Annotated in this window: 19 protein-coding genes; 7 read left to right on the top strand and 12 right to left on the bottom strand. The window is 66.5% G+C overall.

Features of this window, described 5'->3' with window-relative positions:
* Positions 1–514 precede the first annotated feature (514 nt).
* Complete coding sequence (rng, locus tag HV798_RS26480; protein ID WP_175194778.1) at positions 515–1978, top strand: ribonuclease G; 1464 nt, start codon at positions 515–517, stop codon at positions 1976–1978.
* 322 nt (positions 1979–2300) lie between these two features.
* Entirely contained in the window at positions 2301–3002 is a 702-nt protein-coding gene (locus HV798_RS26475; protein WP_175194603.1) for a DUF3053 domain-containing protein, read from the top strand.
* 169 nt (positions 3003–3171) lie between these two features.
* Here HV798_RS26475 and HV798_RS26470 read toward each other — a convergent pair whose 3' ends face one another.
* Positions 3172–4644 carry a sensor domain-containing diguanylate cyclase gene (locus HV798_RS26470; RefSeq protein ID WP_175194605.1) on the bottom strand — a complete coding sequence of 491 codons (1473 nt, stop codon included), beginning with the start codon at positions 4642–4644 and terminating at the stop codon, positions 3172–3174.
* 139 nt (positions 4645–4783) lie between these two features.
* On the opposite strand from HV798_RS26470, the gene HV798_RS26465 reads away from it, so the two are divergent.
* Positions 4784–5929 carry a GGDEF domain-containing protein gene (locus tag HV798_RS26465; protein WP_175194613.1) on the top strand — a complete coding sequence of 382 codons (1146 nt, stop codon included), beginning with the start codon at positions 4784–4786 and terminating at the stop codon, positions 5927–5929.
* Positions 5930–5997: 68 nt separating this feature from the next.
* Here the strand turns inward: HV798_RS26465 and HV798_RS26460 are convergent, their stop codons facing one another.
* The 3 genes from HV798_RS26460 to msbA all read right to left on the bottom strand — a co-directional run bounded on the left by HV798_RS26460 (position 5998) and on the right by msbA (position 10060).
* A complete protein-coding gene (locus tag HV798_RS26460) occupies positions 5998–6219 on the bottom strand; it encodes a hypothetical protein (protein ID WP_025141175.1) in 222 nt (73 codons plus the stop codon).
* 202 nt (positions 6220–6421) lie between these two features.
* On the bottom strand, positions 6422–8239 hold the full coding sequence (locus tag HV798_RS26455; protein WP_175194617.1) for a monovalent cation:proton antiporter-2 (CPA2) family protein: 1818 nt from the start codon (positions 8237–8239) through the stop codon (positions 6422–6424).
* Positions 8240–8284: 45 nt separating this feature from the next.
* The gene (gene msbA / locus HV798_RS26450; RefSeq protein ID WP_175194620.1) at positions 8285–10060 is read right to left on the bottom strand and encodes a lipid A export permease/ATP-binding protein MsbA; all 1776 of its coding nucleotides are present in this window, start codon (positions 10058–10060) and stop codon (positions 8285–8287) included.
* A gap of 106 nt (positions 10061–10166) precedes the next feature.
* Here msbA and HV798_RS26445 point away from each other — a divergent pair, with 106 nt between their 5' ends.
* From HV798_RS26445 to HV798_RS26435, 3 genes are read left to right on the top strand one after another with little or no spacing between them, the layout of a single operon-like run.
* Positions 10167–11138, top strand: a complete 972-nt coding sequence (locus tag HV798_RS26445) for a glycosyltransferase family 9 protein (protein WP_175194622.1) — start codon at positions 10167–10169, stop codon at positions 11136–11138.
* 15 nt (positions 11139–11153) lie between these two features.
* The gene (locus HV798_RS26440; RefSeq protein WP_175194624.1) at positions 11154–11918 is read left to right on the top strand and encodes a YdcF family protein; all 765 of its coding nucleotides are present in this window, start codon (positions 11154–11156) and stop codon (positions 11916–11918) included.
* Between the two features lie 2 nt (positions 11919–11920).
* The gene (locus tag HV798_RS26435; RefSeq protein ID WP_042885931.1) at positions 11921–12193 is read left to right on the top strand and encodes a YkgJ family cysteine cluster protein; all 273 of its coding nucleotides are present in this window, start codon (positions 11921–11923) and stop codon (positions 12191–12193) included.
* A 60-nt stretch (positions 12194–12253) separates the two neighbouring features.
* Here HV798_RS26435 and HV798_RS26430 read toward each other — a convergent pair whose 3' ends face one another.
* The 7 genes from HV798_RS26430 to dnaE are packed head-to-tail and all read right to left on the bottom strand — an operon-like array spanning position 12254 to position 21409.
* Positions 12254–13402 carry a glycosyltransferase family 4 protein gene (locus HV798_RS26430; protein WP_175194627.1) on the bottom strand — a complete coding sequence of 383 codons (1149 nt, stop codon included), beginning with the start codon at positions 13400–13402 and terminating at the stop codon, positions 12254–12256.
* Positions 13377–14102 carry a polysaccharide deacetylase family protein gene (locus tag HV798_RS26425; RefSeq protein ID WP_025141168.1) on the bottom strand — a complete coding sequence of 242 codons (726 nt, stop codon included), beginning with the start codon at positions 14100–14102 and terminating at the stop codon, positions 13377–13379. Before HV798_RS26425 ends, HV798_RS26430 begins: the two co-directional genes overlap by 26 nt.
* Positions 14103–14120: 18 nt before the next feature.
* The gene (locus HV798_RS26420; protein ID WP_175194630.1) at positions 14121–15236 is read right to left on the bottom strand and encodes a glycosyltransferase family 4 protein; all 1116 of its coding nucleotides are present in this window, start codon (positions 15234–15236) and stop codon (positions 14121–14123) included.
* Complete coding sequence (locus HV798_RS26415) at positions 15233–15985, bottom strand: glycosyltransferase family 2 protein (RefSeq protein ID WP_175194633.1); 753 nt, start codon at positions 15983–15985, stop codon at positions 15233–15235. The genes HV798_RS26420 and HV798_RS26415 overlap by 4 nt, the downstream gene beginning before the upstream one ends.
* The gene (locus tag HV798_RS26410; RefSeq protein WP_175194635.1) at positions 15982–16830 is read right to left on the bottom strand and encodes a polysaccharide deacetylase family protein; all 849 of its coding nucleotides are present in this window, start codon (positions 16828–16830) and stop codon (positions 15982–15984) included. Before HV798_RS26410 ends, HV798_RS26415 begins: the two co-directional genes overlap by 4 nt.
* Positions 16827–17918 carry a glycosyltransferase family 4 protein gene (locus HV798_RS26405; protein WP_175194637.1) on the bottom strand — a complete coding sequence of 364 codons (1092 nt, stop codon included), beginning with the start codon at positions 17916–17918 and terminating at the stop codon, positions 16827–16829. Before HV798_RS26405 ends, HV798_RS26410 begins: the two co-directional genes overlap by 4 nt.
* The gene (dnaE, locus tag HV798_RS26400; protein ID WP_175194640.1) at positions 17918–21409 is read right to left on the bottom strand and encodes a DNA polymerase III subunit alpha; all 3492 of its coding nucleotides are present in this window, start codon (positions 21407–21409) and stop codon (positions 17918–17920) included. Before dnaE ends, HV798_RS26405 begins: the two co-directional genes overlap by 1 nt.
* 128 nt (positions 21410–21537) lie before the next feature.
* On the opposite strand from dnaE, the gene lpxO reads away from it, so the two are divergent.
* Entirely contained in the window at positions 21538–22437 is a 900-nt protein-coding gene (gene lpxO, locus HV798_RS26395) for a lipid A hydroxylase LpxO (protein WP_025141162.1), read from the top strand.
* Positions 22438–22492: 55 nt separating this feature from the next.
* On the opposite strand, the gene HV798_RS26390 is transcribed toward lpxO, so the two are convergent.
* Positions 22493–23788, bottom strand: a complete 1296-nt coding sequence (locus HV798_RS26390) for an ABC transporter ATP-binding protein (RefSeq protein WP_175194642.1) — start codon at positions 23786–23788, stop codon at positions 22493–22495.
* Positions 23789–23793: the final 5 nt, after the last annotated feature.

Raw genomic sequence — 23793 nt, 5'->3', positions numbered from 1 at the left:
CTGCGGCAAATCTGTCTTGCCGAGGCATCCAGATCCGTTGCACTTGCTTGGCTTCGCGGTTCACAAAACTGCTTGAACTGCGAAGGAGCGAGACTATAGCACAGATTTTTGCGTTGTCACACGCAGGACGCAAAAAGCTTGATGAATTCCGCTTCGGGCGCCGCAGCATCCGCCCCGCCGGTCCACCAAGCCAGTCCGCCACGATGGGCCGCGAGCCCCTTTCGCGCCGGCTTGCCCCACACTTCTCCGTCCGCCACCCCTGCCGGCCCTGGCTGGCGGGCTGCCTGGGTTGCCGCACAGGACGGCCTTCTACGCACCGGACAGACTTCTATATATAGACAGGCGAACTTGCGCTCGTGCGGCGCTCTATATATAGATAGCTGAACTTGTGCCTATATAGATAGAGTTGAACCATCGACTTGCCTGGCCCATAGGTACGTTTACTATTCGGCTTGGCGCCGCGCCCGCGCCCCACACCACCGGAGAAGATGCCCCCATGCCCCCAACCATCGCGTTGAGCGAAGATATCCTGATCAACATCACGCCCTTCGAGACGCGCGTCGCGCTGGTCGAGCAGGGATCGGTGCAGGAGCTGCACGTGGAACGCAGCATCCAGCGCGGGCACGTCGGCAATATCTATCTGGGGCGGGTGGTCCGGGTGTTGCCGGGCATGCAGAGCGCCTTCATCGATATCGGCCTGGAGCGCGCCGCGTTCATCCACATTGCGGACCTGCGCGAGAACCGCGGCGAGCGCAGCCAGGGGTTGACCCCCACGCCCATCGAGAAGCTGCTGTTCGAGGGCCAGACCATCATGGTCCAGGTGGTCAAGGACCCGCTCGGTACCAAGGGCGCCCGATTGTCGACGCAGATCAGCATGGCGGGCCGCATGCTGGTGTACCTGCCGCACGATCCGCACATCGGCATCTCGCAGAAGATCGATTCGGAGTCCGAACGCATCCAGTTGCGCGAACGCTTGCAGGCGCTGATGCCCGCCGAGGAAAAAGGCGGATTCATCGTGCGTACCCAGGCGGAAGGCGCCAATGATGACGAATTGACGGCTGACCTGGAATACCTGCGCAAGCTGTGGGCCAGCGTGCAGGCGGCCGCCCGCACGCACCCGGCGCCGACGCTGCTGCACCAGGACCTGACGCTGGCGCAGCGCGTGCTGCGCGATATGGTGGGGCCCTCGACCGGCTCGATTCTGGTGGACTCGCGCACCACGACTGCCGCCATGCTGGAGTGGGCGCGCATCTATACGCCGTCGGTGGTGGACCGCATCCAGCATTACAGCGGCGAGCGCCCCCTGTTCGACACGGCCAATGTGGATGAAGAGATCGCAAGGGCGCTGTCGCGCCGGGTGGACTTGAAGTCGGGGGGTTACCTGATCATCGACCAGACCGAGGCGTTGACGACGGTGGATGTGAATACCGGCGGCTTCGTGGGCGGCCGCAATTTCGACGACACCATCTTCAAGACCAACCTGGAAGCGGCGCAGGCGATTGCCCGCCAGCTGCGGCTGCGCAATCTGGGCGGCATCGTGATCCTGGACTTCATCGACATGGAAGAACAGGAACACCGCGAAACCGTGCTGGCCGAACTGAAGAAGGCGCTATCGCGCGACCGTACCCGCATGACGGTCAATGGTTTCACGCAGCTGGGCCTGGTGGAGATGACGCGCAAGCGTACCCGCGACTCGCTGGCGCATCAATTGTGCGAACCCTGTCCCATGTGCGAATCGCGAGGCAATGTGCGTACGCCGCGCACGGTCTGCTACGAGATCCTGCGTGAAATCCTGCGCGAGGCGCGGCAGTTCAATCCGAAGGAGTTCCGCATCCTGGCGTCGCAGGACGTGGTGGATCTGTTCCTGGAGGAAGAAAGCCAGCACCTGGCGATGCTGGGCGACTTCGTGGGCAAGCGGGTGTCGCTGGAAGTGGAAAGCACGTACACGCAAGAGAAATACGACATCATCCTGGTATAGGACCCGTCGTGACATCAGGAGCCGGGCGTCGAATCAGACCGAACGCCGCCCTCCGTCAGCAGAACACCGCCTTCGGGCGGTTTTCTTTTGGCTGCGGCATGGCGGGGCGCCCCGCCCCCTGCGCCGCAAGGTGAAGTGCAGTATCAGTTAACACGCAAACTTTCACGTCAATGTGTGTGAAAGTTGTATCGCTGAGCTTCGATTGAAATGAAGTTTGAAACCCGTAGCAAGGCAGTCGATGACCCGATAAGCTCGCCGACGGCTGGGCTGGCCTGACGCTTTTCGAGGCCTGCCCTTTCCTATGCTTTCGGAGAATCACCCCATGAAATCCCTATTCCGTCCGTTCGTTGCGCTGGCCCTCGCCTTGCCGCTGATGCTGGCCGCCTGCGGCAGCAAAGAACCCGAACAGCGCGCTGCGTTCATGCAGTTCCTGCAGACCCGCATCGTCGACAAGCCGGGCGCGCGCGTGCCCAAGCTGACGGATGAGGAGAAGAAGTCGTTCGGCGACTACGCCTCGCAATATGCGGTGATCACGGACTTCAATTCGGGCATGGACGCGTCGGTCAAGCCGATGGGCAACCTGATGCAGAAAGGCGCGGTGCGCTCGTTGAACGACGTGGTCGCCCGCCGCGATGACCTGAAGACGGTGCAGGCCGGCCTGAAGGACATGGGCGAAGCGCTGACCAAGGAACAGGCCAAGGCAGATGCCGCCCGCGCCCAGCTCAAGCAGCCGGACGACCTGAAGGCGGTCTATGACAAGGCCTACGACAAGACGGTGACCCTGCCGGCCAACACCTTCCGCGAAGTGCTGCCGCAGATCACGGGCACGCTGGATAGCAGCCTGGCGATCGCCGACTACGTGGATGCGCACAAGTCGCAGATCGACCTGTCGGGGCCGGTGGCGCGCGTGCAGGACCCGACCGTGCAGGCCGAGCTGAACAAGCTGCTGCAGGAACTGACTGCCCAGGCACAGAAGGTGCAGCAGGCGCAGACCCGACTGCAAGCGGTGATGATGGGCAAGTAAGCTCACCCGCTGCCCTGACCGAAAGCCGCCTTGCGCGGCTTTCTTTTTTTCATGCGTGCCTGATGGCGATGCGCCGGGCATACCGGCCTTGGCCGGCCCGGGGATCTTCAGTGTTCCCCTTGCCGCCGGGGTCGACCGGCCACTGTCGGGATCGGCATGCCCCGCGGGATCAAGCCTCGGCGACCGTTACGCGATTGCGGCCGGTTTCCTTGGCGCGGTACACCGCCGCGTCAGCCGCTTCGACCAGTATGGAAGCGTCGTCGCCTGGCTTGGGAATGCAGGTCGCCACGCCGATGCTGACCGTGACGATGCCCCCTTCATTGTCTTCATGTGGGGCGTGCAGGCCGACCACGGCCTGGCGGATACGTTCCGCGATTTCCACGGCGCGGTCCTGCGCGGTATCAGGCAGCAACGCCACGAATTCCTCGCCGCCGTAGCGCGCCGCCAGGTCGCGCGGACGGCGCGCCTTGCCGCGCACGGTCAGCGCCAGGATCTTGAGCAGTTCGTCGCCTTCCTGGTGGCCATAGCGATCGTTATAGAGCTTGAAGCGATCGGCATCCAGGAACAGCAGGGACAGCGGCTGGCCTTCGCGGATGGCGCTCTGCCATTCGCGCTGCAGCGTTTCGTCGAAGGTGCGCCGGTTGGCGATGCCGGTCAGGCCGTCGGTCTGGGCTTGTCTTTCGAGCTGGCTTTCGACTTCCTGGCGCAGCCGGGTTTCGCGACGATAGAGGACGATCTGGGCCATGACCGAGGCGAACAACGCGAGCGTGATGGGGATGATCAGCATCGCGCGCCGCTCCCAGCGCTGGAGCACCTGGTCCACCGCCAACGCCACATCGATGATCAGCGGCGCCCCCGGCACCGTGTCGAAGGTATAGAGCCGTTCGACCCCGTCAGGCGCCAGCGCGCCCACGAAGGCGCCGTCGCGTCGGATCAGGAACTGCTGGAAAGCCTTGGCCTGGCCGATGTCGGCGCCCAGGTCGCCTGACGAATAGGGCGAACGCGCGATGACGGCGCCGTCGTTGCGCAGGATGGTGATCGAGTCCTGCGGGCCGAGAGACAGCCGAGCGAACCGTTCACGGAAAAAAGCCAGCCGCAGCGATCCGGTGACGACCCCGGCGAAACTGCCGTCCGGGTTGGACAGGCGCCGGCTGATGCCGATGCTCTCGTCGCCGTCGCGCAAGCGGCTGCGATAGGGCCGGCTGACGTACATGCCGGCATCGGCGCTATCTCGATGGACCTGGAAGAAATCGCGGTCGGCGAAGTTCGCCTTGGGCGGCTCGATCGTTTGCGAGTCATAGACGACATTGCCCTCGCTATCCAGGATGAGGATGGTGCCCAGAAATTCGGCGCTGGCCGATCGGTCGAACAGAAAACGGTGCAGCGTGGCGCCAGGCAGATCGCGAATGCCCGGTTCCTGCAGGCGTTCGATGACGCCCTGCAATGAGAGGTCATAGACATGGATGGTGCGACCGATGTCGGCCGCCAGCACCTCGGTCAGATTGCTCGCGGACACGTAGGCCTGCGTCCAGGAGGCGCGCCGATCCATCCAGAGCAGCGCGACCGCGGCCGCACAGATGCCGACGGCAATCAGCCCCGCCAGGGCATACAGACTGCGATGTAGTAACCCATGGGACTTCAATACGGCGCTCCTTCGCGATCGCGGGGGGGTGTCGTGCTTTTTTAGGGTCATAATGCCGCAAGCGCGTATTGACAGGCAAGATGGCGGCGTTCGGTCGCCCCGGCGCGAGCGGCCCGGCCCGTTCCCATTGAACGAATCTATGAATACCCAGGACAGGATTTACAGCTTGCCGAACCGGCGGTTCACCCAGTGGCTGGTGGACCCGGGGCGCAACGTGCCGCCCGATATCCGCGTGGCGTTGCTGGGCGGTCTGTTCGGATCGTTGCCGATCTTTTTTGGCGGCATCATCAATACGCTGCTGGTGGCTGCGCTGATCACCCTGCGCCGGCCGGAACCCCTGTTCTTGCTATGGCTGGGCCTGGAAACGCTGGTGTGCGCCTCGCGCATCGTGGTGCTGGTGTCGGCCCGCCGCCTGGCGCTGACGGGCAAGCCGACGCCGACCGACCTGTATGTGGTGCTGGCGCTGTGCTGGGCCGGCAGTGTGGGCTACGGCACCTTTATCAGCCTGACCAGCGGCGACTGGATCGCCGCCACCTTGGCCTGCCTGTCGGCCGCGTCCATGGTGGGCGGCATCTGCGTGCGCAATTTCGGCGCGCCGCGCCTGTCCGCGGCGATGGTGGCGCTGAGCGTGGGGCCCTGCGCCCTGGCGGCGCTGTTCACGCAGGAACCCATTTTCTGGCTGGTGCTGGTGCAGGTGCCGCTGTACATGACGTCGATGTCGATGGCGTCGTACCGGCTGAACCGCATGCTGGTGTCGACCATGCTGGCCGAGCGCGAGAACGAACGCCAGGCGCGGCAGGATTCGCTGACCGGACTGCTCAATCGTTATGGCCTGTTTCGCGCGCTGGACCAGGCGGTGGGCCGCGCCAGCCAGGGCGCGGCGGAATTCGCGGTGCTTTACCTTGACCTGGACGGATTCAAGGCAGTCAACGACACCTATGGCCACGGGACGGGCGATGCGCTGCTCAAGCAGGTGTCCGAACGGCTGTTGGCGTTGAAGCCCCCCGGCGCGGAAGCCGGCCGTATCGGCGGCGATGAGTTCGTGCTGCTGATGCGTCTGGAGGGCGGCGAGGACGTCCGGCGCTTTTCCGACCGCATTATCGACAGTGTCCGCCAACCCTATGACCTGCAACAGGGTCTGCCGGTGTTCATCGGCGGCAGCATCGGCATTGCGCTGATTCCGCGCCATGGCGCCGACACCGCCGCCGTGCTGCATGCGGCCGACCGCGCGCTGTACCTGGCGAAGTCGGCCGGGAAAAGCCGGGCGGCGATGGCCCAGCTATAAAGTACTTACTGCCCTGCCCTGCGGCGAGTCTTGAGCCTTAGCCTGCACCCGCTACCCTATCCTCGCCATCAGGATGCGACGGCAGCGGCGATCCGGAACGGAAAGGCCTTGGCGCCGCGCGCCTTGTCGGTTTCGCGGTGGGCGCTGATCGCCCAGGCCGGACCGGCAGACACCGCAAGTTGGCGCATGGCGCCGGCAGAAAACCCACAGTGCAGGGTCGTGGCTTGACGCCTTGCAAGCTCCATCCCGACAGCGTGTGGGGTCGTGGAAATACGATCCGATTGCAGCATGGCAGCCCCCTGGCAAACGCGCTTCGAAGCGAAGCGCCGTGGAAACCAATCTACCTCAGCCGATCGGGCTTGCGCGTGAAATGATGCGTAAAGTAATGCAAAGAGTCGGTAATAAGCCTGTCATGCCCCAAAAGGATGCAACCTGGGGACCGTCTGGCTATCAACCGCAGGCGGATTGCCGCCGCCAACGCAACGACGCCGGTCAGGCCGGCGCGCCCGGCTCGGAGTGAGAAGCGTGGCCGGTCGTTTCCCGGTCGGGCTGGTCGTTCTTGCCGTCCGCCGGACCCATCATGTTGCCGTAGAGCAGCGACCGGCCGGCAAACAGGCCGCCCGCGACTTCGAGTTCGAAGCGATCGATGTCGCGTTTGCGCACGTCGGCCACGACTTCGGCGGCCTCGTCGGCCGGCACGCCGATGACGCGCAGCGCGGCTTCGCCGAAGGCCAGGGCCGATTCCAGGGTTTCACGCACCTGGTAGTCGACCCCTTCCTTGGCCAGCGCCAGCGAGTGGATCCGGTCGTAGGCGCGCACCACCAATTGCACCAGGGGAAATTCGGCCTTGATCAGCTTGACCATGTGATTGATCGACTGGGGGTTGTCGATACAGATCAGGATGGCCTTGGCGTTTTCGGCGCCTGCCGTGCGCAACATATCGATGCGCGTACCGTCCCCGTAATACACCTTGACGCCCCACTTGGCGGCGGCGCGGATGGCGTCGGTGTCGGTATCCAGGATGGATACCTTCATGCCGCGCGCGAGCATGGCCTGGGTGACGATCTGGCCGAAGCGGCCGAAACCGACGATGAGCGCGCAGCCGTCCAGGTCCTGGGCGACGTCGACGCCTTCCATCGATGGGGCGGGCTTGGGCAGCAGCCAGCGCAGGGCCAGCACGCACAACGGCGTCAGCGCCATCGAAATGATGACCACCGCGATCAGTACCGCCGCCAGGTGGGCGTCGAAGATGCCGGCGGCCGCGGCCGCACCGTACAGGACGAAGGCGAATTCGCCGCCCTGGGCCAGGAGAGCCGCGCGGGTCAGGGCTTCGGCGTGGCTGGCGCGCAGCAGCCGGGCGACCACATAGACGCCCACCGACTTGACCCCCATGAACACGACGACCGCGGCCAGGATCAGTTGCCATTCGCGGGCCACGGCGGACAGGTCCAGCGACATGCCCACGCCCAGGAAGAACAGGCCCAGCAAAATACCGCGGAAGGGCTCGACGTCGGCTTCGAGCTGATGGCGGAAGGTGGATTCGGACAGCAGCACGCCGGCCAGGAAGGCGCCCATGGCCATGGACAGCCCCCCCAGTTCCATGACCAGCGCCGCCCCCAGCACGACCAGCAAGGCGGCGGCGGTCATGACTTCACGGGCTTGCGCCGCGGCCAGCAGCCGGAACAGCGGATTGAGCAGCCAGCGCCCCGCCGCCAGCAAGGCCAGGATGCAACCGACGGCGATAGCCGATTGCAGCCAGGGATTGCCATGTTCGCCGCCGCTCGAAGGCGCCAGCAAGGCCACCAGGGCCAAGAGCGGCACGATGGCCAGGTCTTCGAGCAGCAGGATGGAGACGATGCGCTGGCCCTGGGCGCTGGCGGTTTCGTCGCGCTCGGCCAGGATCTGCATGACGATGGCGGTGGACGACAGCACGAAACCCATGGCCGCCATGAAGGCCGCGGCGCCCGACAGGCCGGCGGCCAGGCCGACCAGGGTCAGCAGCGCGCCGCAGGCCAGCACCTGGGCCACGCCTAGTCCGAAGATCTCGCCGCGCAGCTTCCAGAGCCGCGACGGCTGCATCTCAAGGCCGATGATGAAGAGAAACATCACGACGCCCAGTTCGGCGACGTGCAGGATGGACTTGGGGTCGGAGAACCAGCCAATGCCGAACGGGCCGATCACCAGGCCGGCGGCCAGGTAACCCAGGACGGAGCCCAGGCCCAGACGCTTGAAGAGAGGCACGGCCACCACCGCCGCCCCCAGCAAGACCACGACATTGACGAGCTGGTTGCCATCGGCGGGCACGGACATGGGCGGCTCCTGGGTGGCGCGGCGCCGGGACGCCGCGCGCGGGGGTCAGTCTTCGCGGAACTGCATCTTGTAGAGCGAGGCGTACAGGCCGTTGGCGGCCAGCAGCTGGGCGTGGGGGCCCTGCTCGACGATCTTGCCGGCATCCAGCACGATGATGCGGTCGGCGTTCTGCACTGTGGACAGGCGGTGCGCGATGACCAGCGTGGTGCGGCCCTTCATCAGGCGCTCGAGCGAGGCCTGGACCTGGCGTTCGGATTCGTTGTCGAGCGCCGAGGTGGCTTCGTCGAGAATCAGGATGGGCGCGTTCTTGATGAGGGCGCGGGCAATCGCCAGGCGCTGGCGCTGGCCGCCGGACAGGCGGGCCGCGTTTTCGCCCACCGGCGTGTTGATGCCCTGCGGCAGGCCTTCGACGAATTCCAGCAGGTTGGCGGCGGCCAGCGCATCGCGCACCTGCTGCTCGCTGGCCTGGCCCAAGGCGCCGTAACCGACGTTGGCGGCAATGCTGTCGTCGAACAGCACGACGTCCTGGCTGACCAGCGACAGGTGCGACCGCAGGCTGCGCAGCTTCAGGTCGTTGATGGGCACGTCGTCCACGAAGATGGTGCCGCTGTCGGCCAGCACGAAGCGCGGCAGCATGTTGACCAGCGTGGTCTTGCCGCTGCCGGAACGGCCCACCAGGGCCACGGTCTGGCCGGGTTCGACAACGAAGGACACGTCGTTGACGGTGTCGCGATCCGCGTCGGAGAAACGGTGCGTGACGTTGCGGAATTCGACCTTGCCGCGCACGGGTTCGGGCAGTTCGCGGGTGCCGGTGTCGCCTTCGGGCACCTGGTCGATCAGGGTGAAGACGCTTTCGGCGGACACCAGCATCTTTTGCATGCGGGCGGCCAGGTTGGTCAGGCGCTTGATGGGGTCGAAGATCTGGGCGAGCGCGGCCATGAAGGACGCGAAGCTGCCCACGGTGAGCGCGCCGCTGTTGGCCTGGCTGAGGGCCACGGCAATGACCGCGCCCACCGAAATCGAGATGCAGACCTGGGTCAGGGGCGTCAGGGCCGCGTCGGCGGTGGCCGTGCGCATGGCGAAGCGGCGCAGGCGGGTGCTGACGAAATCGAAGCGGCCGCGCTCGACTTCGTAGCCGTCGAACAGCTTGATGACGCGCTGGCCATCGATGCCTTCGCTGACCACGCGGGTCAGTTCGGCGTTCATGTTGACCATTTCGCGGTTGATGCGGCGCAGGCGCTTGATGAAGACCCGGGCGATCAGCACCGACACCGGCAGCATGATCAGGATGATCAGGGTCAGCACCCACGACATGTACAGCAGCACGCAGATCAGGGCGATGACGACGAGGGTTTCGCGCACCAGCACCGTGATGACGTCGGTGGCGTAGCCGGTGACGTTGCCCGCGTCGATGGTGAAGCGGTTCAGCAGGCGGCCGGTATCGCCGCGCTTGAAGTCGGCATCGGGCAGGCCCAGCAGGCGCTCGAACATGTCGCGCCGCATGCCCAGCAGCACGTTGTTGGCCACCCACGCCAGCAGGTAATCACTGAAGAAGTTGCAGACCCCACGCACGAAGATCAGCCCGACCACCGCCAGCGGCAGGGCCCAGACGTAGTAGGGTTTGGTGCCCGCGAAGCCATCGTCCAGCAGGGGCTTCATAATGACGGCCAGCGTGGGCTGCGTGGCGGCGGCGCCGGCCATCAGCAGGGTCGCCAGCACCAGGCCCTTCCAGTAGGAGCCGACCCGGGTGTAGATGCGGCTCCAGAGTTCAGCTTTGACGGGCTGGGAGCCCGCGGGCGCGTTGCGTGCGGCAGAATTCAAGGAATCACTCGCTTTAATACAATTGTGCCCGGGATTGTACCGGCTACGCGCTGCGGCGCGGTGTCGCCCCCCCTTCTTCAGCCCTTAATGCGCATCGCGCCCGTCCATGTCCGAAATCAGTTGCCTTTACGTCCGCCTGCCCAATTGGGTGGGTGATGTCTGCATGAGCCTGCCCAGCCTGCGCACCCTTCAGGCCACCGGCGTGCCCCTGGTGATCTGCGCGCGCCCCTGGGCCCGCGATCTGCTGGACGGCGTGGCGAAACGGGATTTCATCCCCATGCTTGGAAAAGTGGGGCCGGATCGAGCCCGGGTCAGCTCGCACCGCCGCAGCCTGGGCGCCGAAGGCCGCCGCGCGCGCGGCCTGTTGCTGCCGGACTCGCTGTCGAGCGCGCTGGTGTTCCGCCTGGCGGGCCTGCCGTCGGCGGGCTACCGGGATGATGGCCGCAGCTTCCTGCTGCGCTGGCCGATCGCCAAGCCCGAAGCGCCGCTGCATGCGGTCCAGTCCTGGCACCACCTGACCCGCGAGGCGCTGGCCCGCTGGGGCCTGCCTACCGGCCCCGCCGAGCCGGGCCCGACGCTGGACCTGCCCCTGATGCCCGCCCATGAAAACGCCGCGTCGCTGGCGCTGGAAGCGGCCGGACTGGCCGGCCAGCGCTTCGTGCTGATCGCCCCGACGGCCACCGGCTTGCACAAGGGCAAGATCAAGGTATGGCCGGGATTCGATACACTTACGCGCGCGCTGCAGGCACGGGGTCATACCGTGGTAATGTGCCCTCCTCCAGCGGAAACCGACGAAGCCCGACGCAATGCGCCGACGGCGCAGTTGCTGCCTCCCCTGTCGCTGGGCGCCTTTGCCGCCCTGACGGCCCGGGCGGCGCTGGTGATATGTAACGATTCCGGCGTGTCGCACGTCGCCGCGGCCGCCGCCGCCCGGGAACTGACGCTGTTCGGCGTCACCCGCCCGGGCCGCACGGGCCCCTGGTCGCCCAAGGCGGTCTGCGTCGGATCGGAATCGGCATGGCCGTCCACGGAACAAGTGGAACAGCAGGCGAACCTGCTGCTGGACGGCGCGCAGTAAACGGATTGTTTTGACATGACCCTTTCCAGCTATCTCGCGAATCTGATCATTCCCTACAATTTGTGCGTGACCCTGGTCGTCGTCGGACTGGTCCTTGGTTTGTTCCGCCTGCGCAAGACGGGCGGCGCCATCATCCTGGCCGGCCTGCTGTGGGCATTGGCGTGGTCACTGCCGGCCACGTCGCTGTGGCTGGGCGGCGCGCTGGAAAGCCGCTACCCGCACCTGCCGCCCGCCGAATCCCCCACCGCCGACGCCATCGTCGTCTTGGGCGGCAACACCGCCAACGGCCGCGCCAACTGGTTCCTGCCCTACGACAAGGACACGGCGGTCGTGCGTATCGATACTGCCGCGCAGCTGTACCTGGCCGGCCGTGCGCCCAAGATCGTGCTGTCCGGCGGCGCCCTGGAAGGCGACGTCAGCGAAGCCCGCGGCATGGCCCACGCCATCCGCCAGCAAGGCGTGCCGGAATCGGCCCTGATCCTGGAAAACGCCAGCCGCACCACCTACGAAAACGCGGCGCTGACCGAAGACCAGTTGAAAACCCGCGGCATCGGCAAGGTGCTGCTGGTGACGTCGGCGCTGCACATGCCGCGCGCCATGGCGGCCTTCTCCAAGCAGGGCGTGACCGCCATCGCCGCGCCCGCCCCGCCGCAGATCGTGCGCCCGGCCGACGGGTCGCTGAACCCGTGGCTGCCCGACCAGCGCACCTTCGACGCCAGCCGTTCCATCATCAAGGAATACGCCGGGCTGTTCGTGTATTGGCTGCGCGGGTGGGTCTGAACATGGGCACGGCGCTGGCCTGCCGGCCGGGCTGCGGCGCCTGTTGCATCGCGCCGTCGATCACGAGCGCGATTCCGGGGATGCCGGACGGCAAGCCGGCCGGGGTGCCCTGTATCCAGCTGCTGCCCGACATGCGTTGCGCGATTTTCGGCCAGCCTTCGCGGCCGGATTTCTGTGGCGGGCTGCAGGCCCAGCACGATATGTGCGGCCCGGACCGCGAGTACGCGATCCGCTGGCTGGGCGAATTGGAACAGGCCACGGCGCCGCAGCATTGAAAAACGGGACCTTTCGGGGTCCCGTTTTCATTTGGGGTCCAACCTGAGCGGGCAGAAAGATCAGCCGCGTTCGTCCAGCACCGCCTGATACAGCGCTTCGTAGCGCGCCGCCACGGTTTCCCAGCTTTGGTCGCGGGCGATGGCCAGGCCGCGCTCGGACAGGGCCGCGCGCAGGTCGGGTTCGTCGCCCAGGCGTTGCAGGGCCTGGGCCAGTTGGGCGCCGTCGCGCGGGTCTTGCAGGATCAGCGCGTCCTTGCCCGCCGAGAGGTACTGGGCAAAGCCGCAGTAGGCGGGCGAGCTGACCACGACCGGCAAGCCGTGGGACATGGCTTCCAGGGGCGCCATGGCATAGCTGTCGTTCAGGGTCGGGTGCGCATAGATGTCGGCTGCGGCGAAATACTGGCCGACGTCGGGCGTGGGGTCGACCAGGGTGACGCGCTGGGCGACCGCCCCGGCCGCGCGCACGCGCTCGCGGGTGGCGTCGTCGGCGCCCACCACCAGCAGGCGGTACGGCGCGGGCAAGAGGGCCAGGGCATCGAGCAGCGCGGGCAAGCCTTTGCGCAGCGGGTTGCGGGCGACCAGCAGGCAGCCGATGGTGCTGGCATCCCAGCCCAGGCGCGCACGGGTGGCATCGCGGCCGGCGGCGGCTTCGGGTGCGGGCAGCTTGACGCCGGGCGCGATGATGTCGACCGGCAACTGCGGGCCATAGCTGCGGTGCAGCTGGTCCATGATGAGCCCCGACACGGCCACCACCCGGCGCGCGGGCGCCTGGCGCACGCGGAACTTCTCGAGCAGCAGATAGGTGGCCAGGCGCGGGCTGAGCCAGGCCAGCGCGCGCTTGGCCGGCTTGACCCGGGTCAGCCGGTTGTAGCGCACGGGGGTGACGTGCATGACCTGGATTTGACCGGCCCACCCATTCATGTGCGAGTGCACGATGTCGTACTGGCCGCGGGTCAGGCGATCGGCCTTCCAGGCGAAGTACAGCACCCGCATCCAGCTGGGCAGCCAGCCGGGAAAGCGCACGGGCAGGAAAGGGAAAGGCAGGTCGCTGTCGAAGTCGCGGGCAACGATGGAGACGTCGTGGCGCTGGCCGAGCACGCGCATGAGTTCGACGCCGTAGGCCTCGGCGCCGCCGAAGCGGTTGCCGAAGCGGTCGACCAGCAATGCGATGCGCAGCCGCCGCTCAGCCGCGCCCGCGGGAGTCTTCATAGCGGGTCAGGCATTTCTGCAGGAAACGGAAGATGCCGGTGGAACGCGACACCGTCACCCGCGGCAGACCGAAAGGATCGTCGCTGGCGTTGGCCAGGCCGCGCTTGGTGAGCGTGGCGTTGTCGTAGCCGGCTTCGCGGGCCATGGCCAGGTGCTCGGGGCCGTGGTCGCCGTAGGGATAGCAGAAGGCCGTGACCGGGGCGCCCAGCGCCTGTTCCAGCACGTCTTTGGACTCGACCATCTGGCGGCGGGCTTCGTCGGGCGTCATTTCGGGCAGGTGGACGTGGTCCAGCGTGTGCGAACCGACTTCGTGGCCGGCTGCCGCCCATTGGCGCATTTCTTCGACCGTCATGAGCGGCGAGTGCGGAATGCCGATCTTGGCGTCCCAGACGTTGCCGCCGTCGAACTGGTTGGCCACCAGGTAGTTGGTGGCGGTGAAACCCAGCTTGTCCAGCACCGGCATGGCGTTCTGGACGACGTTGCGATAGCCGTCGTCGAACGTGATGCCGAACACCTTGCCACGGCGCTCGCCCCGCACGTAGGGCATGACGTCGCGCATCGACAGGCCGCGGTAACCCAGGAAACGCATCCAGCGCATCTGCCGGGCGAAGTCGTCGGGGTGCACCGTCAGGCCGCGAAACGGCGTGCCCTTGGGGTTGGGCTCGCCGATCTGGTGGTACATGAGAATGGGGATAGACATAGCGCGGATTATAAAGGCTCAGTGTCCGGCCAATGTACGCTGGTAGACGTCGACTGTGGCTTGGGCGAAACGCGTCAGGTTGAAGTCGCGCAGGCTGGTGGCGCGGGCATTGGCGCCCATGGCCCGGACCTGCTCGGGATGGGCCAGCATGTCTTGCAGGCGCGCGGTCATGGCGGCCACGTCGCGCACCGGCACGATCCAGCCGTCGACGCCGTCGGTGACGTTTTCGGGCAGGCCGCCGGCGTTGGTGACCAGGGCGGGCAGGCCCAGGCCCATGATTTCGCGGCAGGCGAACGACAGCGCTTCGCGGTACGACAGCACGAAGCCCGCATGGCAGGACGCCAGCGCGGCGCGCACGTCGTCGAGCAAGCCGGGAAAGCGCACCTGGTCGATCATGCCCAGCTCGCGCACGCGGGCCAGCTTGGCCTCGTTGGGCGGATCGCCCGCCACCAGCAGCAGTACGCGTTCTTTGTCGCCCGGCGGCAGGGCCGCGACGGCGGCGACCAGATCAAGCCAGCCCTTGTCGTAGTCGGTGCCGCCCGCGCTGCCCAGGAGCAGCTTGCCGCGCCATTCGGGGCCGAAGAATATCTCGCGCAGCTTGTCCAGGCTATCGGCCGGCGGCGGCGCGAAGAACTGGGTGTCGATGCCGTGGCGGATGGTGGTGATGGGCCGCCGCTGGTAGGGCGAATCGGCCAGCAGGCGATGGATGTAGTCGCTGACCGCGATGCTGTGGTCAGTGGCCAGGGCCACCCGCAGCTTGTGGCCGAAACTGGCGACCGGGTGGTCGTTGTGCTTGGTGAAGACGATGCGCGGCCGGCGCGCCATGGCCAGCGTGGCCAGCATGACCTGCTTGTGGTCGGCCGAGCCGTTGGCGTGGATGATGTCGAAGCGGCCGTCCTTGATCAGGCGGCGCAGCCGGGCGCGGTCGCCGAACCACGACGACGGGCGCGTGGTGTAGCGCATGTCCACGACCGTCACGCCGGGAATCGCCTTGGCGTAGCGGTACAACCGGCTGCTGGCGGGCGCGGCCACGGTGATCTGGTGCTGGGTCGCCAGGGCGCGCGCCAGATTGATGATGTAGGTGACGTGGCCGCCGCCGTTGTTGGCGTGGAAGTTGGTGTAGAGAATCCTCACTTCTTCTTCTCGGCCAGGAACATCAGCTTCGAATAACGGAAGAAGCTGCCGGCGGCGGCGGTGACGGCCAGCACCAGGCCGTGGCGGCCATCCAGGAAGCCGCGCCGGATCAGGTAGATGCGGACAAAGGTCCAGAAGCTGTGGCCCAACGCGCCGAAGACGGACGTGCGCCGGCCCTTGGCGTACATCATGGCGGCGGCATCGGACGAATAGCGGTTGACCTTGGTGATCAGCGCATCCAGGTTGTCGTAGGGATAGTGATTGAAGTAGCACTTCAGTTGCAACGGCTGGCCGTTGACCGGCACCACCCGCTCGTGCACCGCGGCGTCGTTGAAGCGTGCGGTGCCGCGCTTGAACAGACGCAGCACGTAGTCGGGCCACCAGCCGCTGTGGCGGATGTCGCGGCCGCAGAAATTCGACAGGCGCGCGATCTCGTAGGTATCGGCGCGCGGGGCGCTGATCGTTTCCTGGATTTCGCGGGCCAGTTCGGGGGTGACGCGTTCATCGGCGTCGATGGACAGCACCCAGTCGCCGGTGGCCAGGTCCAGCGCACGGTTTTTCTGCGGGCCGAAGCCGGGCCAGTCGGGGGTGACTTCGACGCGCGCGCCCAGCGCCCGCGCCAGCTCGACCGTGCCGTCGGTGCTGCCGGAGTCCACCACGATGAACTCGTCGGCAAAGGCGACGGACTTCAGGCAATCGGCGATGTTGGCCGCTTCGTTCTTGGTGATGACTATGACTGATAACTTCATCCGCGATTCCTAAGACGCTTTTTCCAGGCTTTCCAGGCGTGGTAACGCGGCCCCCAGAAGGGATCGCGCGACAGCCAGATGCGCCGGTTCAGCCAGGTGCCGCCCTGGTTGCGCACCGCGAAACGGTAGATGTGTTCGGGGTCGGCGGCGGGCGTGTTCTGGCCGAAAGGGTCGGTAGTGTACAAGTGGCGAAAGCCGGCCTGCCGGGCAGCCGCGACGTAGTCGGCGTCGAAATAACCCTGCGGCCAGCAGAGGTGGTCGCTGGCCTGGCCCAGGCGGCGCGTCAGCGTCTCGCGCGAATCGGACAATTCCTGGGCGATGTGGGCCCGCTTGGCGTCGACGTCGGTGCCGCAGACCTTGTCCCAGCGCGTGTGGGTGTGGGTATGCGAATGGAATTCGAAGGTGCCGGCGGCCTGCATGGCCTCGATTTCGCTCCAGCGCAGCATGGCCTCGTCGCTGCGGCCCGCAGCCACCCACTGCTTGCAGGTGTCGTGGTCGGGCGTGGCCGGCAGCGGCAGGCCCTGCCCCGCGTGCGGCCGCACGGGGCCGTCGCCGATCCAGCCGGTGATGGTGAACAGCACGGCGCGCATGCCGTGACGCGCCAGGATCGGGTGGGCGTGGACCCAGTTGTTCAGGTAGCCGTCGTCGAAGGTGATCAGCACCGAGCGTTCGGGTACTGGCGCGCCGGCCAGGTAGGCGGCGAACTGGTCGGTGGACAGCGACTGGTAGCCCGCCCGGGCCAGGCGCGAGATCTGGGCCTCGAACACATCGGGCACGGCGTTGATCATGCCGCCGGCCGGCGTGACGTGGTGGTACATCAGCACCGGGACGTTGGGCGCATTCATGCGCGGCGCTCCGCCAGCCACTTGGTATAGACGGCTTCGGTGGTTTCGGCCAGCCGGGCGGGCGAGAAGACGCCTTCGTCCCAGACCATCTTGCGGCCGGCCTCGCCCATGCGGCGGCGCAGGTCGGCGTCGTCGATCAGCTTTTCCAGCGCGGCGGTCAGCGCGGCCGGGTCCTTGGGCGGCACCAGGATGCCGGTTTCGCCGTTGCGGAACATCTCGGACACGCCGCCCACGTCGGTGCCGATGACCGGCAGGCCGCTGGCCTGGGCCTCGACATAGACGGTGCCGGACGCTTCCTGCTGCGTCGCCAGTGCGAACAGGTCGCAGCCGGCCAGCAGATTAGGCACATCGCGGCGCGTGCCCATCAGGTGGATGCGATCTTGCAGGCCGCGCTCGGCCACGTAGGCCTGGGTCTGCTCGAACACGGGCGAACCGCCCCCCACGAACACCAGGTGCAGTTTGGGCCGGCTGGCCATCAGCGGCGCGATGGCATCGATCAGGTCTTTGTGGCCCTTGGTGGCGCGCATGACGGCCACGCAGCCCACCACCAGGTCGTCCGGCGCCAGGCCGAGCTCTTCGCGCAGGGTGGAGTGTTCGACCGGCGGCGGCAGCACGATGGGCGAATACACGGTGGCGACCCGGTCGGAGGGCACACCGCGTTCGATCAGGTGTTCGCGCACGTGGTCGCTGACCGTGGTGACGCGGTGCGGCAGCCGGGTATAGGACCAGAGCGAGCCGACCTTGTTGGACAGGTGACGGGTGCGCACGATGAGCGGCGTGCCCGCCAGCCGGCCGGCGGCGGCGGCAATGACGGTATCGCGGCGGCTGTGCGTGTTGAGTACGTCGAAACGGCCTTCGCGCAGGATGCGGCGGATGGTGGCCACGCCCTTCAGGTAGTTGAGCGGGCCATCCATTTCCAGCGTGTGCACGGTGAAGCCGGCTTCCGACAGGCGCTGGGCCAGCAGCGCGTGCGGCTGGCAGATGGCTTCAAGGTGGTGCCCGCGCGCGCGCATGGCATTCATTTCCTTGAAGATACGCCCTTCCTGGCCGCCGAAACTGGTGGCGGCTTCAGAGTGAACGATACGCATCAGTACGTGACCTCCACGCCGTTCGGCTTGGTCCAGGCGCTCAGGTTGGCCAGCAGCGTGTCGGCCATGCGAACCCGCCATTCTTCGCCCAGCCGCACCGTGCACAGGAAATTGTTCTTGGTGTAGACGATGTCGACCGGCACGCCGGGGATGCCGTTTTCGGGCTCGGCGCGGAACGGGTTCAGCATCTGGCGCAGGCGCGCGGCATCGGCCGCGCCGTTGAGCTTGACGCGCAACGACTTGGCGCGCGCCTCGCGCGCCAGCTGCAGGTCATAGAGCTGGTCGGCCACGATGCGCATGCCGCCGGAATAGTCGTCGTTGCTGACCTTGCCCTGCACGATGACCAGTTGGTCTTCGCGCAACCGGTTGCGGTGCTTTTCGTATAGCTCGTTGAACACCGAGATTTCGACCTGCGCGGTGCCATCGTCGAGCACGGCGAAGACCATCTTGCCGCGGCGGGTCATCATGACGCGCACGCTGGCCAGCACCCCGCACATCCATTGCAGGTCGCGCTGCGGCTCGACCCGCGCCAGCTGCATCGGCACGATCTGGCGCACTTCGTCGCGCCAGGCGTCGAACAGGTGGCCGCTGTAGTAGTAGCCCAGCGCGGACTTTTCTTCGGTGAGCTTCTTGTGCAGGTCCCAGGGCGCGACCTTGGCCAATTCGCCGGCCACCACGTCGCTGCTGTCGTCGCCGAACAGGGACGACTGGTTGGCGCTGCGGGCGGCCTGCTCGGCCGCTTCCATGGCGGTGGGCACCGACGCCAGCATGGCGGCACGGTTCGGTTCGATGGTGTCGAACGCGCCCGCCTTGATCAGGGCTTCGATGGTGCGGCGGTTGACGGCGTGCTTGCTGACGCGGCGGCAGAAGTCGAACAGGTTCTGGAACGGGCCGCCTTCCTTGCGCGCGCGCAGGATGTCTTCGACCGCGCCCTGCCCCGTGCCCTTCACGGCGCCCAGGCCGTAGCGCATGGTGCGCGGCGGCTTGCCCTTTTCGGTGTACTTGTCGGTCACCGGTTCGAAGCGGTAGCCCGAGAAGTTGACGTCGGGCGGCAGCACTTCCACGCCGTTGTCCTGCGCGTCGCGGCAGAAGATCTGGACCTTGTCCGTGTCGTCCATATCGGACGACATGGTGGCGGCCAGGAATTCGGTGGGGTGATAGGCCTTGAGCCACGCGGTCTGGTACGAGATGAGCGCGTAGGCGGCCGAGTGCGACTTGTTGAAGCCGTAGCCCGCGAACTTTTCCATCAGGTCGAACAGCTTGACCGCCAGGTCGGGATCGTGGCCCTTTTCCTTGGCGCCCTGTTCGAACAGCTCGCGGTGCTTGGCCATTTCCTCGGGCTTTTTCTTGCCCATGGCGCGGCGCAGCAGGTCGGCGCCGCCCAGCGAGTAGCCGCCGATGATCTGCGAGATCAGCATCACCTGTTCCTGGTAGACGATGACCCCGTAGGTGCTCTTGAGGGTCGCTTCCAGGTCGGAGTGGAAATAGTCCACCGCGGCACGGCCGTGCTTGCGGTTGACGAAGTCGTCCACCATGCCCGATTCCAGCGGCCCCGGTCGGTACAGGGCCAGCATGGCGATGATGTCTTCGAAGGTGTTGGGGCGCAGCTTCTTGAGCAGTTCCTTCATGCCGCGCGATTCCAGCTGGAACACCGCGGTGGTGTTCGCGTCGCACAGAATCTTGTAGGCGGCCGGGTCGTCCAGGCTGAGCGCCATGACGTCGAAGTCGCGCTTGTCTTCGTTGAACTGGCGCACGTAGCGCACGGCCCAGTCCAGGATGGTCAGGTTGCGCAGGCCCAGGAAGTCGAACTTGACCAGGCCGGCGGCTTCGACGTCGTCTTTGTCGAACTGCGAGACCGCGCTGTTTTCCTGGCCCGCCTGGCAGTACAGCGGGCAGAAGTCGGTGAGCTTGCCGGGCGCGATGAGCACGCCGCCGGCGTGCATGCCGATGTTGCGGGTCAGGCCTTCGAGCGGCTTGGCCAGGTCGACCAGGGCGCGCACTTCTTCTTCCTGTTCGTAGCGGTCCTTGAAGGCGGGTTCGTCCTTCAGGGTGCGCTCGAGCGACCAGGGGTCCATCGGGTTGAACGGGATCAGCTTGGACAGGCCGTCGCAGAACATGTAGGGCATGTCCAGCACGCGGCCGGCATCGCGCACCACGGCCTTGGCGCCCAGGGTACCGAAGGTGGCGATCTGGCTGACGGCGGCGCGGCCGTATTTTTCCTTGACGTAGTCGATGACCCGTTCGCGGTTGTCCTGGCAGAAGTCGATATCGAAGTCGGGCATGGAGACCCGCTCGGGATTCAGGAAGCGCTCGAACAGCAAGTCGTAGCGGATCGGGTCCAGGTCGGTAATGCCCAGCGCGTACGCCACCAGCGAACCGGCGCCGGAACCCCGGCCGGGGCCCACGGGCACGCCGTTGTTCTTGCCCCAGTTGATGAAGTCCTGCACGATCAGGAAGTAGCCGGGAAAGCCCATCTGGATGATGGTCTTGCATTCCCAGCGCAGGCGTTCGTAGTACTGCTCGCGCTTGGACTCGCGCTCGGCGACGTTCGGGAACAGGAACTCCATGCGCTTTTCCAGGCCTTCCTCGGACAGCTGGACGAGATAGTCGTCCAGCGTCACGCCGTCGGGCGTGGGGAAGTTGGGCAGGCGCGGCTTGCCCAGCACCAGGCTCAGGTTGCAGCGCTTGGCGATTTCCACCGTGTTGGCCAGCGCCGAGGGCACGTCGGCGAAGCGGCGGGCCATTTCCTCGGAACTGAGCAGGTACTGCTCTTTGGTGAAGCGGCGCACGCGGCGCGGGTTGGCCAGGATTTCGCCTTCGGCGATGCAGACCCGGGCCTCGTGCGCCTGGAATTCGTATTCGTCCAGGAACTGCACCGGATGCGTGGCCACCACCGGCAGGCCGGCTTCGGCCGCCAGGCGCATGGCGGCCTGGGTGTAGGCTTCGTCGCCGTCCATGCCGGCGCGTTGCAGTTCGATGTAGTAGCTGCCCGGGAACATCAACGCCCATTGGCGCGCCAGCGCCAGCGCCGACACGGCGTTGCCAGCGTCCAGCGCCTGGCCGACGTCGCCGCCACGCCCGCCCGACAGCACGATCAGGCCTTCCTGGCCTTGCAGCCATTCGCGGCGGATTTCGGCACGGCCCTTGCCCTGGTTGGTCAGGAACGAGCGCGACAGCAGTTCGCACAGGTTCAGGTAGCCCTGGTGGTTGCGCACCAGCAGCAGCACCCGGAAGGGCTTGGCGGGGTCTTCGTCGTTGGTCAGCCAGACATCGGCGCCGGCGATGGGCTTGACGCCCGCGCCGCGCGCGCCCTTGTAGAACTTGATCAGGCCGAACAGGTTCGACAGATCGGTCAGGGCCACCGCAGGCTGGCCCAGCTTGGCCACGCGCTTGATGAGGTCGGGGATGCGCACGATGCCATCCACCACCGAGAACTCGGAGTGGACGCGCAGGTGGACAAATGGGGACGGAGTTGTTACGGCTTCGGACATAGCGGAATTGTACCTAGTCGAACGGCCCAAAAACGCGTCGTCGGCGATTCCGCCGCCGCCTGCCGGGCGCCCCTGTGTAACAATAGACGATTGGACCTGACTCACCCGCCGCAGGACGAGATTTACGTATGAAATGGCTGATACCCGGGATCTGGCTCGCCGCCATCCTGTTCGCGCACTTCCGTGGCCGCGTCAAGCTGCCGCTGGGCCGGCAATTGCTGGATCACTCGGTGCTGCTCGCGCCCGTCAATGCCTTCATGGTGCTGGCGTCGCGCGTGCCGTCCACGCCCTACCTGACCACCAGCGAGATCGCCGAGCTCAAGGTCCTGGACGACAACTGGGAAACCATCCGCGACGAAGCCGTGCAGATGGCCGAGCTGCGCCGCATCAAGGCGGCCGACAGCCACAACGACATCGGCTTCAATTCGTTCTTCAAGTACGGCTGGAAGCGCTTCTACCTGAAGTGGTATGACGCGCGCCATCCGTCGGCCGAAGAACTGTGCCCCAAGACGGTGGCGATCCTGAAGACGCTGCCCAAGGTCAAGGCGGCCATGTTCGCCGAGCTGCCGCCGGGCGGCCAGTTGAACCCGCACCGCGATCCCTTCGCCGGCTCGCTGCGCTACCACCTGGGCCTGGTCACGCCCAACGACGACGGCTGCCACATCATCGTCGACGGCGAACAGTACAGCTGGCGCGACGGCGAAAGCGTGGTGTTCGACGAAACCTACGTCCACGAAGCCTACAACCGCACCGACCAGAACCGCATCATCCTGTTCTGCGACGTCGAGCGGCCGCTGAAATGGGGCTGGGCCGAAGCGTTCAACCGCTGGTTCGGCCGGGTGGTGATGTCGGCCGCCAGCTCGCCCAACGACGGCGGCGACCAGACCGGCGCCATCAACAAGCTGACCCACGCGCACTGGGTCATCGACCAGAAACGCAAGGCCTTCAAGGCCTGGAACCGCACGGTGTACAAGGCCACCAAGTATGGCCTGATCGCGCTGGTGATCGTAGGCTTCATCGCGCTGTAGCGCGTCCCTCGCCTGATGTGACGGCGGGCCGTTCGGCCCGCCGCGCCTTCCCTACCTACCCCGCGTCGCGGTCCGGCAGCGTCAGCAAGCCGGTGTGGTAGTCGTACCCGTAGATTTCGCCATAGCGGCCCCATTCCACCGCAATCTTCAGCACGCGCTCGGCTTCGTCGGGCTTGAGGAATTCTTCCAGCGAATCCAGGAAATTCTTTTCCGGCAGCGCGCCGGCCGGCTCCTGTTCCAGGCTGTGGCGGATGTGCGCGGCCAGCGGCACGTGCGCCAGCAACTGGCGCCCGAAGATGGCCTGCTTCTGCCCCTGGTCGGCATGCACGTAGCGCTGGCCCAGCGGCGTCAGGAAGATATCGCCCTTGTCGATCTGGGCCAGCCCGAACAGCCCAAGGGCTTCGCAGGCCGGCAGCAGGTCGTCGTCGGAAATCTCGGCTTCCTCGGCCAGCTTGGGCAGGTCGGCGCGGCCATTGAAGGGGTCTTCGGCCAGCACGTCCAGCACGCCCTCCATGCGCTCGACCTCGGTCTGCGGGAAGCGGTAGCCCAGGCCTTGCTGGCGCGGAGTGGGCACGTCGTGGGCCGGGCGCTGGGTCATCAGCGCGTAGACCTCGTCGATCAGCGCGCGCACCTGCGGCGAATCGGCGTTGCGCGGCCGCGGCAGGCCGATCTGCACCTGGCTGCGGATGCGGCCGGGATCGCTGGAGAAGATGATGATGCGGTCGGCCATCATGACCGCTTCTTCGATGTTGTGCGAGACGATGAGGATGCCCTTGGTGGAGATGCGGCTTTCGTCCCACAGCTCGAGCATGTCGTCGCGCAGGGTTTCGCCGGTCAGCACGTCCAGCGCCGAGAAGGCTTCGTCCATCAGCAGCACGTCGGGGTTCATGACCAGGGCGCGGGCGATGCCCACGCGCTGGCGCATGCCGCCGGACAGTTCGCGCGGCAAGGCGCCGCCGAAACCGCCCAGGCCCATCAGGTCCAGCACGGCGTCGGCGCGCTTGGCGCGTTCGGCGGGCGCCACGCCCTGGGCCTCCAGGCCCAGTTCGACGTTCTGCTGAGCGGTCAGCCACGGGAACAGCGCGAACGACTGGAACACCATGGCGATGCCCGCCGCCGGGCCATACACGGGCTGGCCGCGGTAGGTGACGGTGCCCTGGTCGGCATTGACCAGCCCCGCCATGATGCGCAGCAGCGTCGATTTGCCCGAGCCGGACTTGCCCAGCAGGGCGACGATTTCGCCTTCACGCAAGGTGAAGTCCACGTGTTCGAGCACGTTGCGGGCGGTGCCGTCCGCGGCGCGGAACGACTTGCCCACGTCGTGCAGTTCGATCAGGAGATTGGGATTCATCAGGA

The sequence above is a fragment of the Achromobacter deleyi genome, from assembly GCF_902859705.1.
GTDB lineage: Bacteria > Pseudomonadota > Gammaproteobacteria > Burkholderiales > Burkholderiaceae_B > Achromobacter > Achromobacter deleyi.
This window is presented reverse-complemented; position numbering and strand designations above follow the sequence as displayed.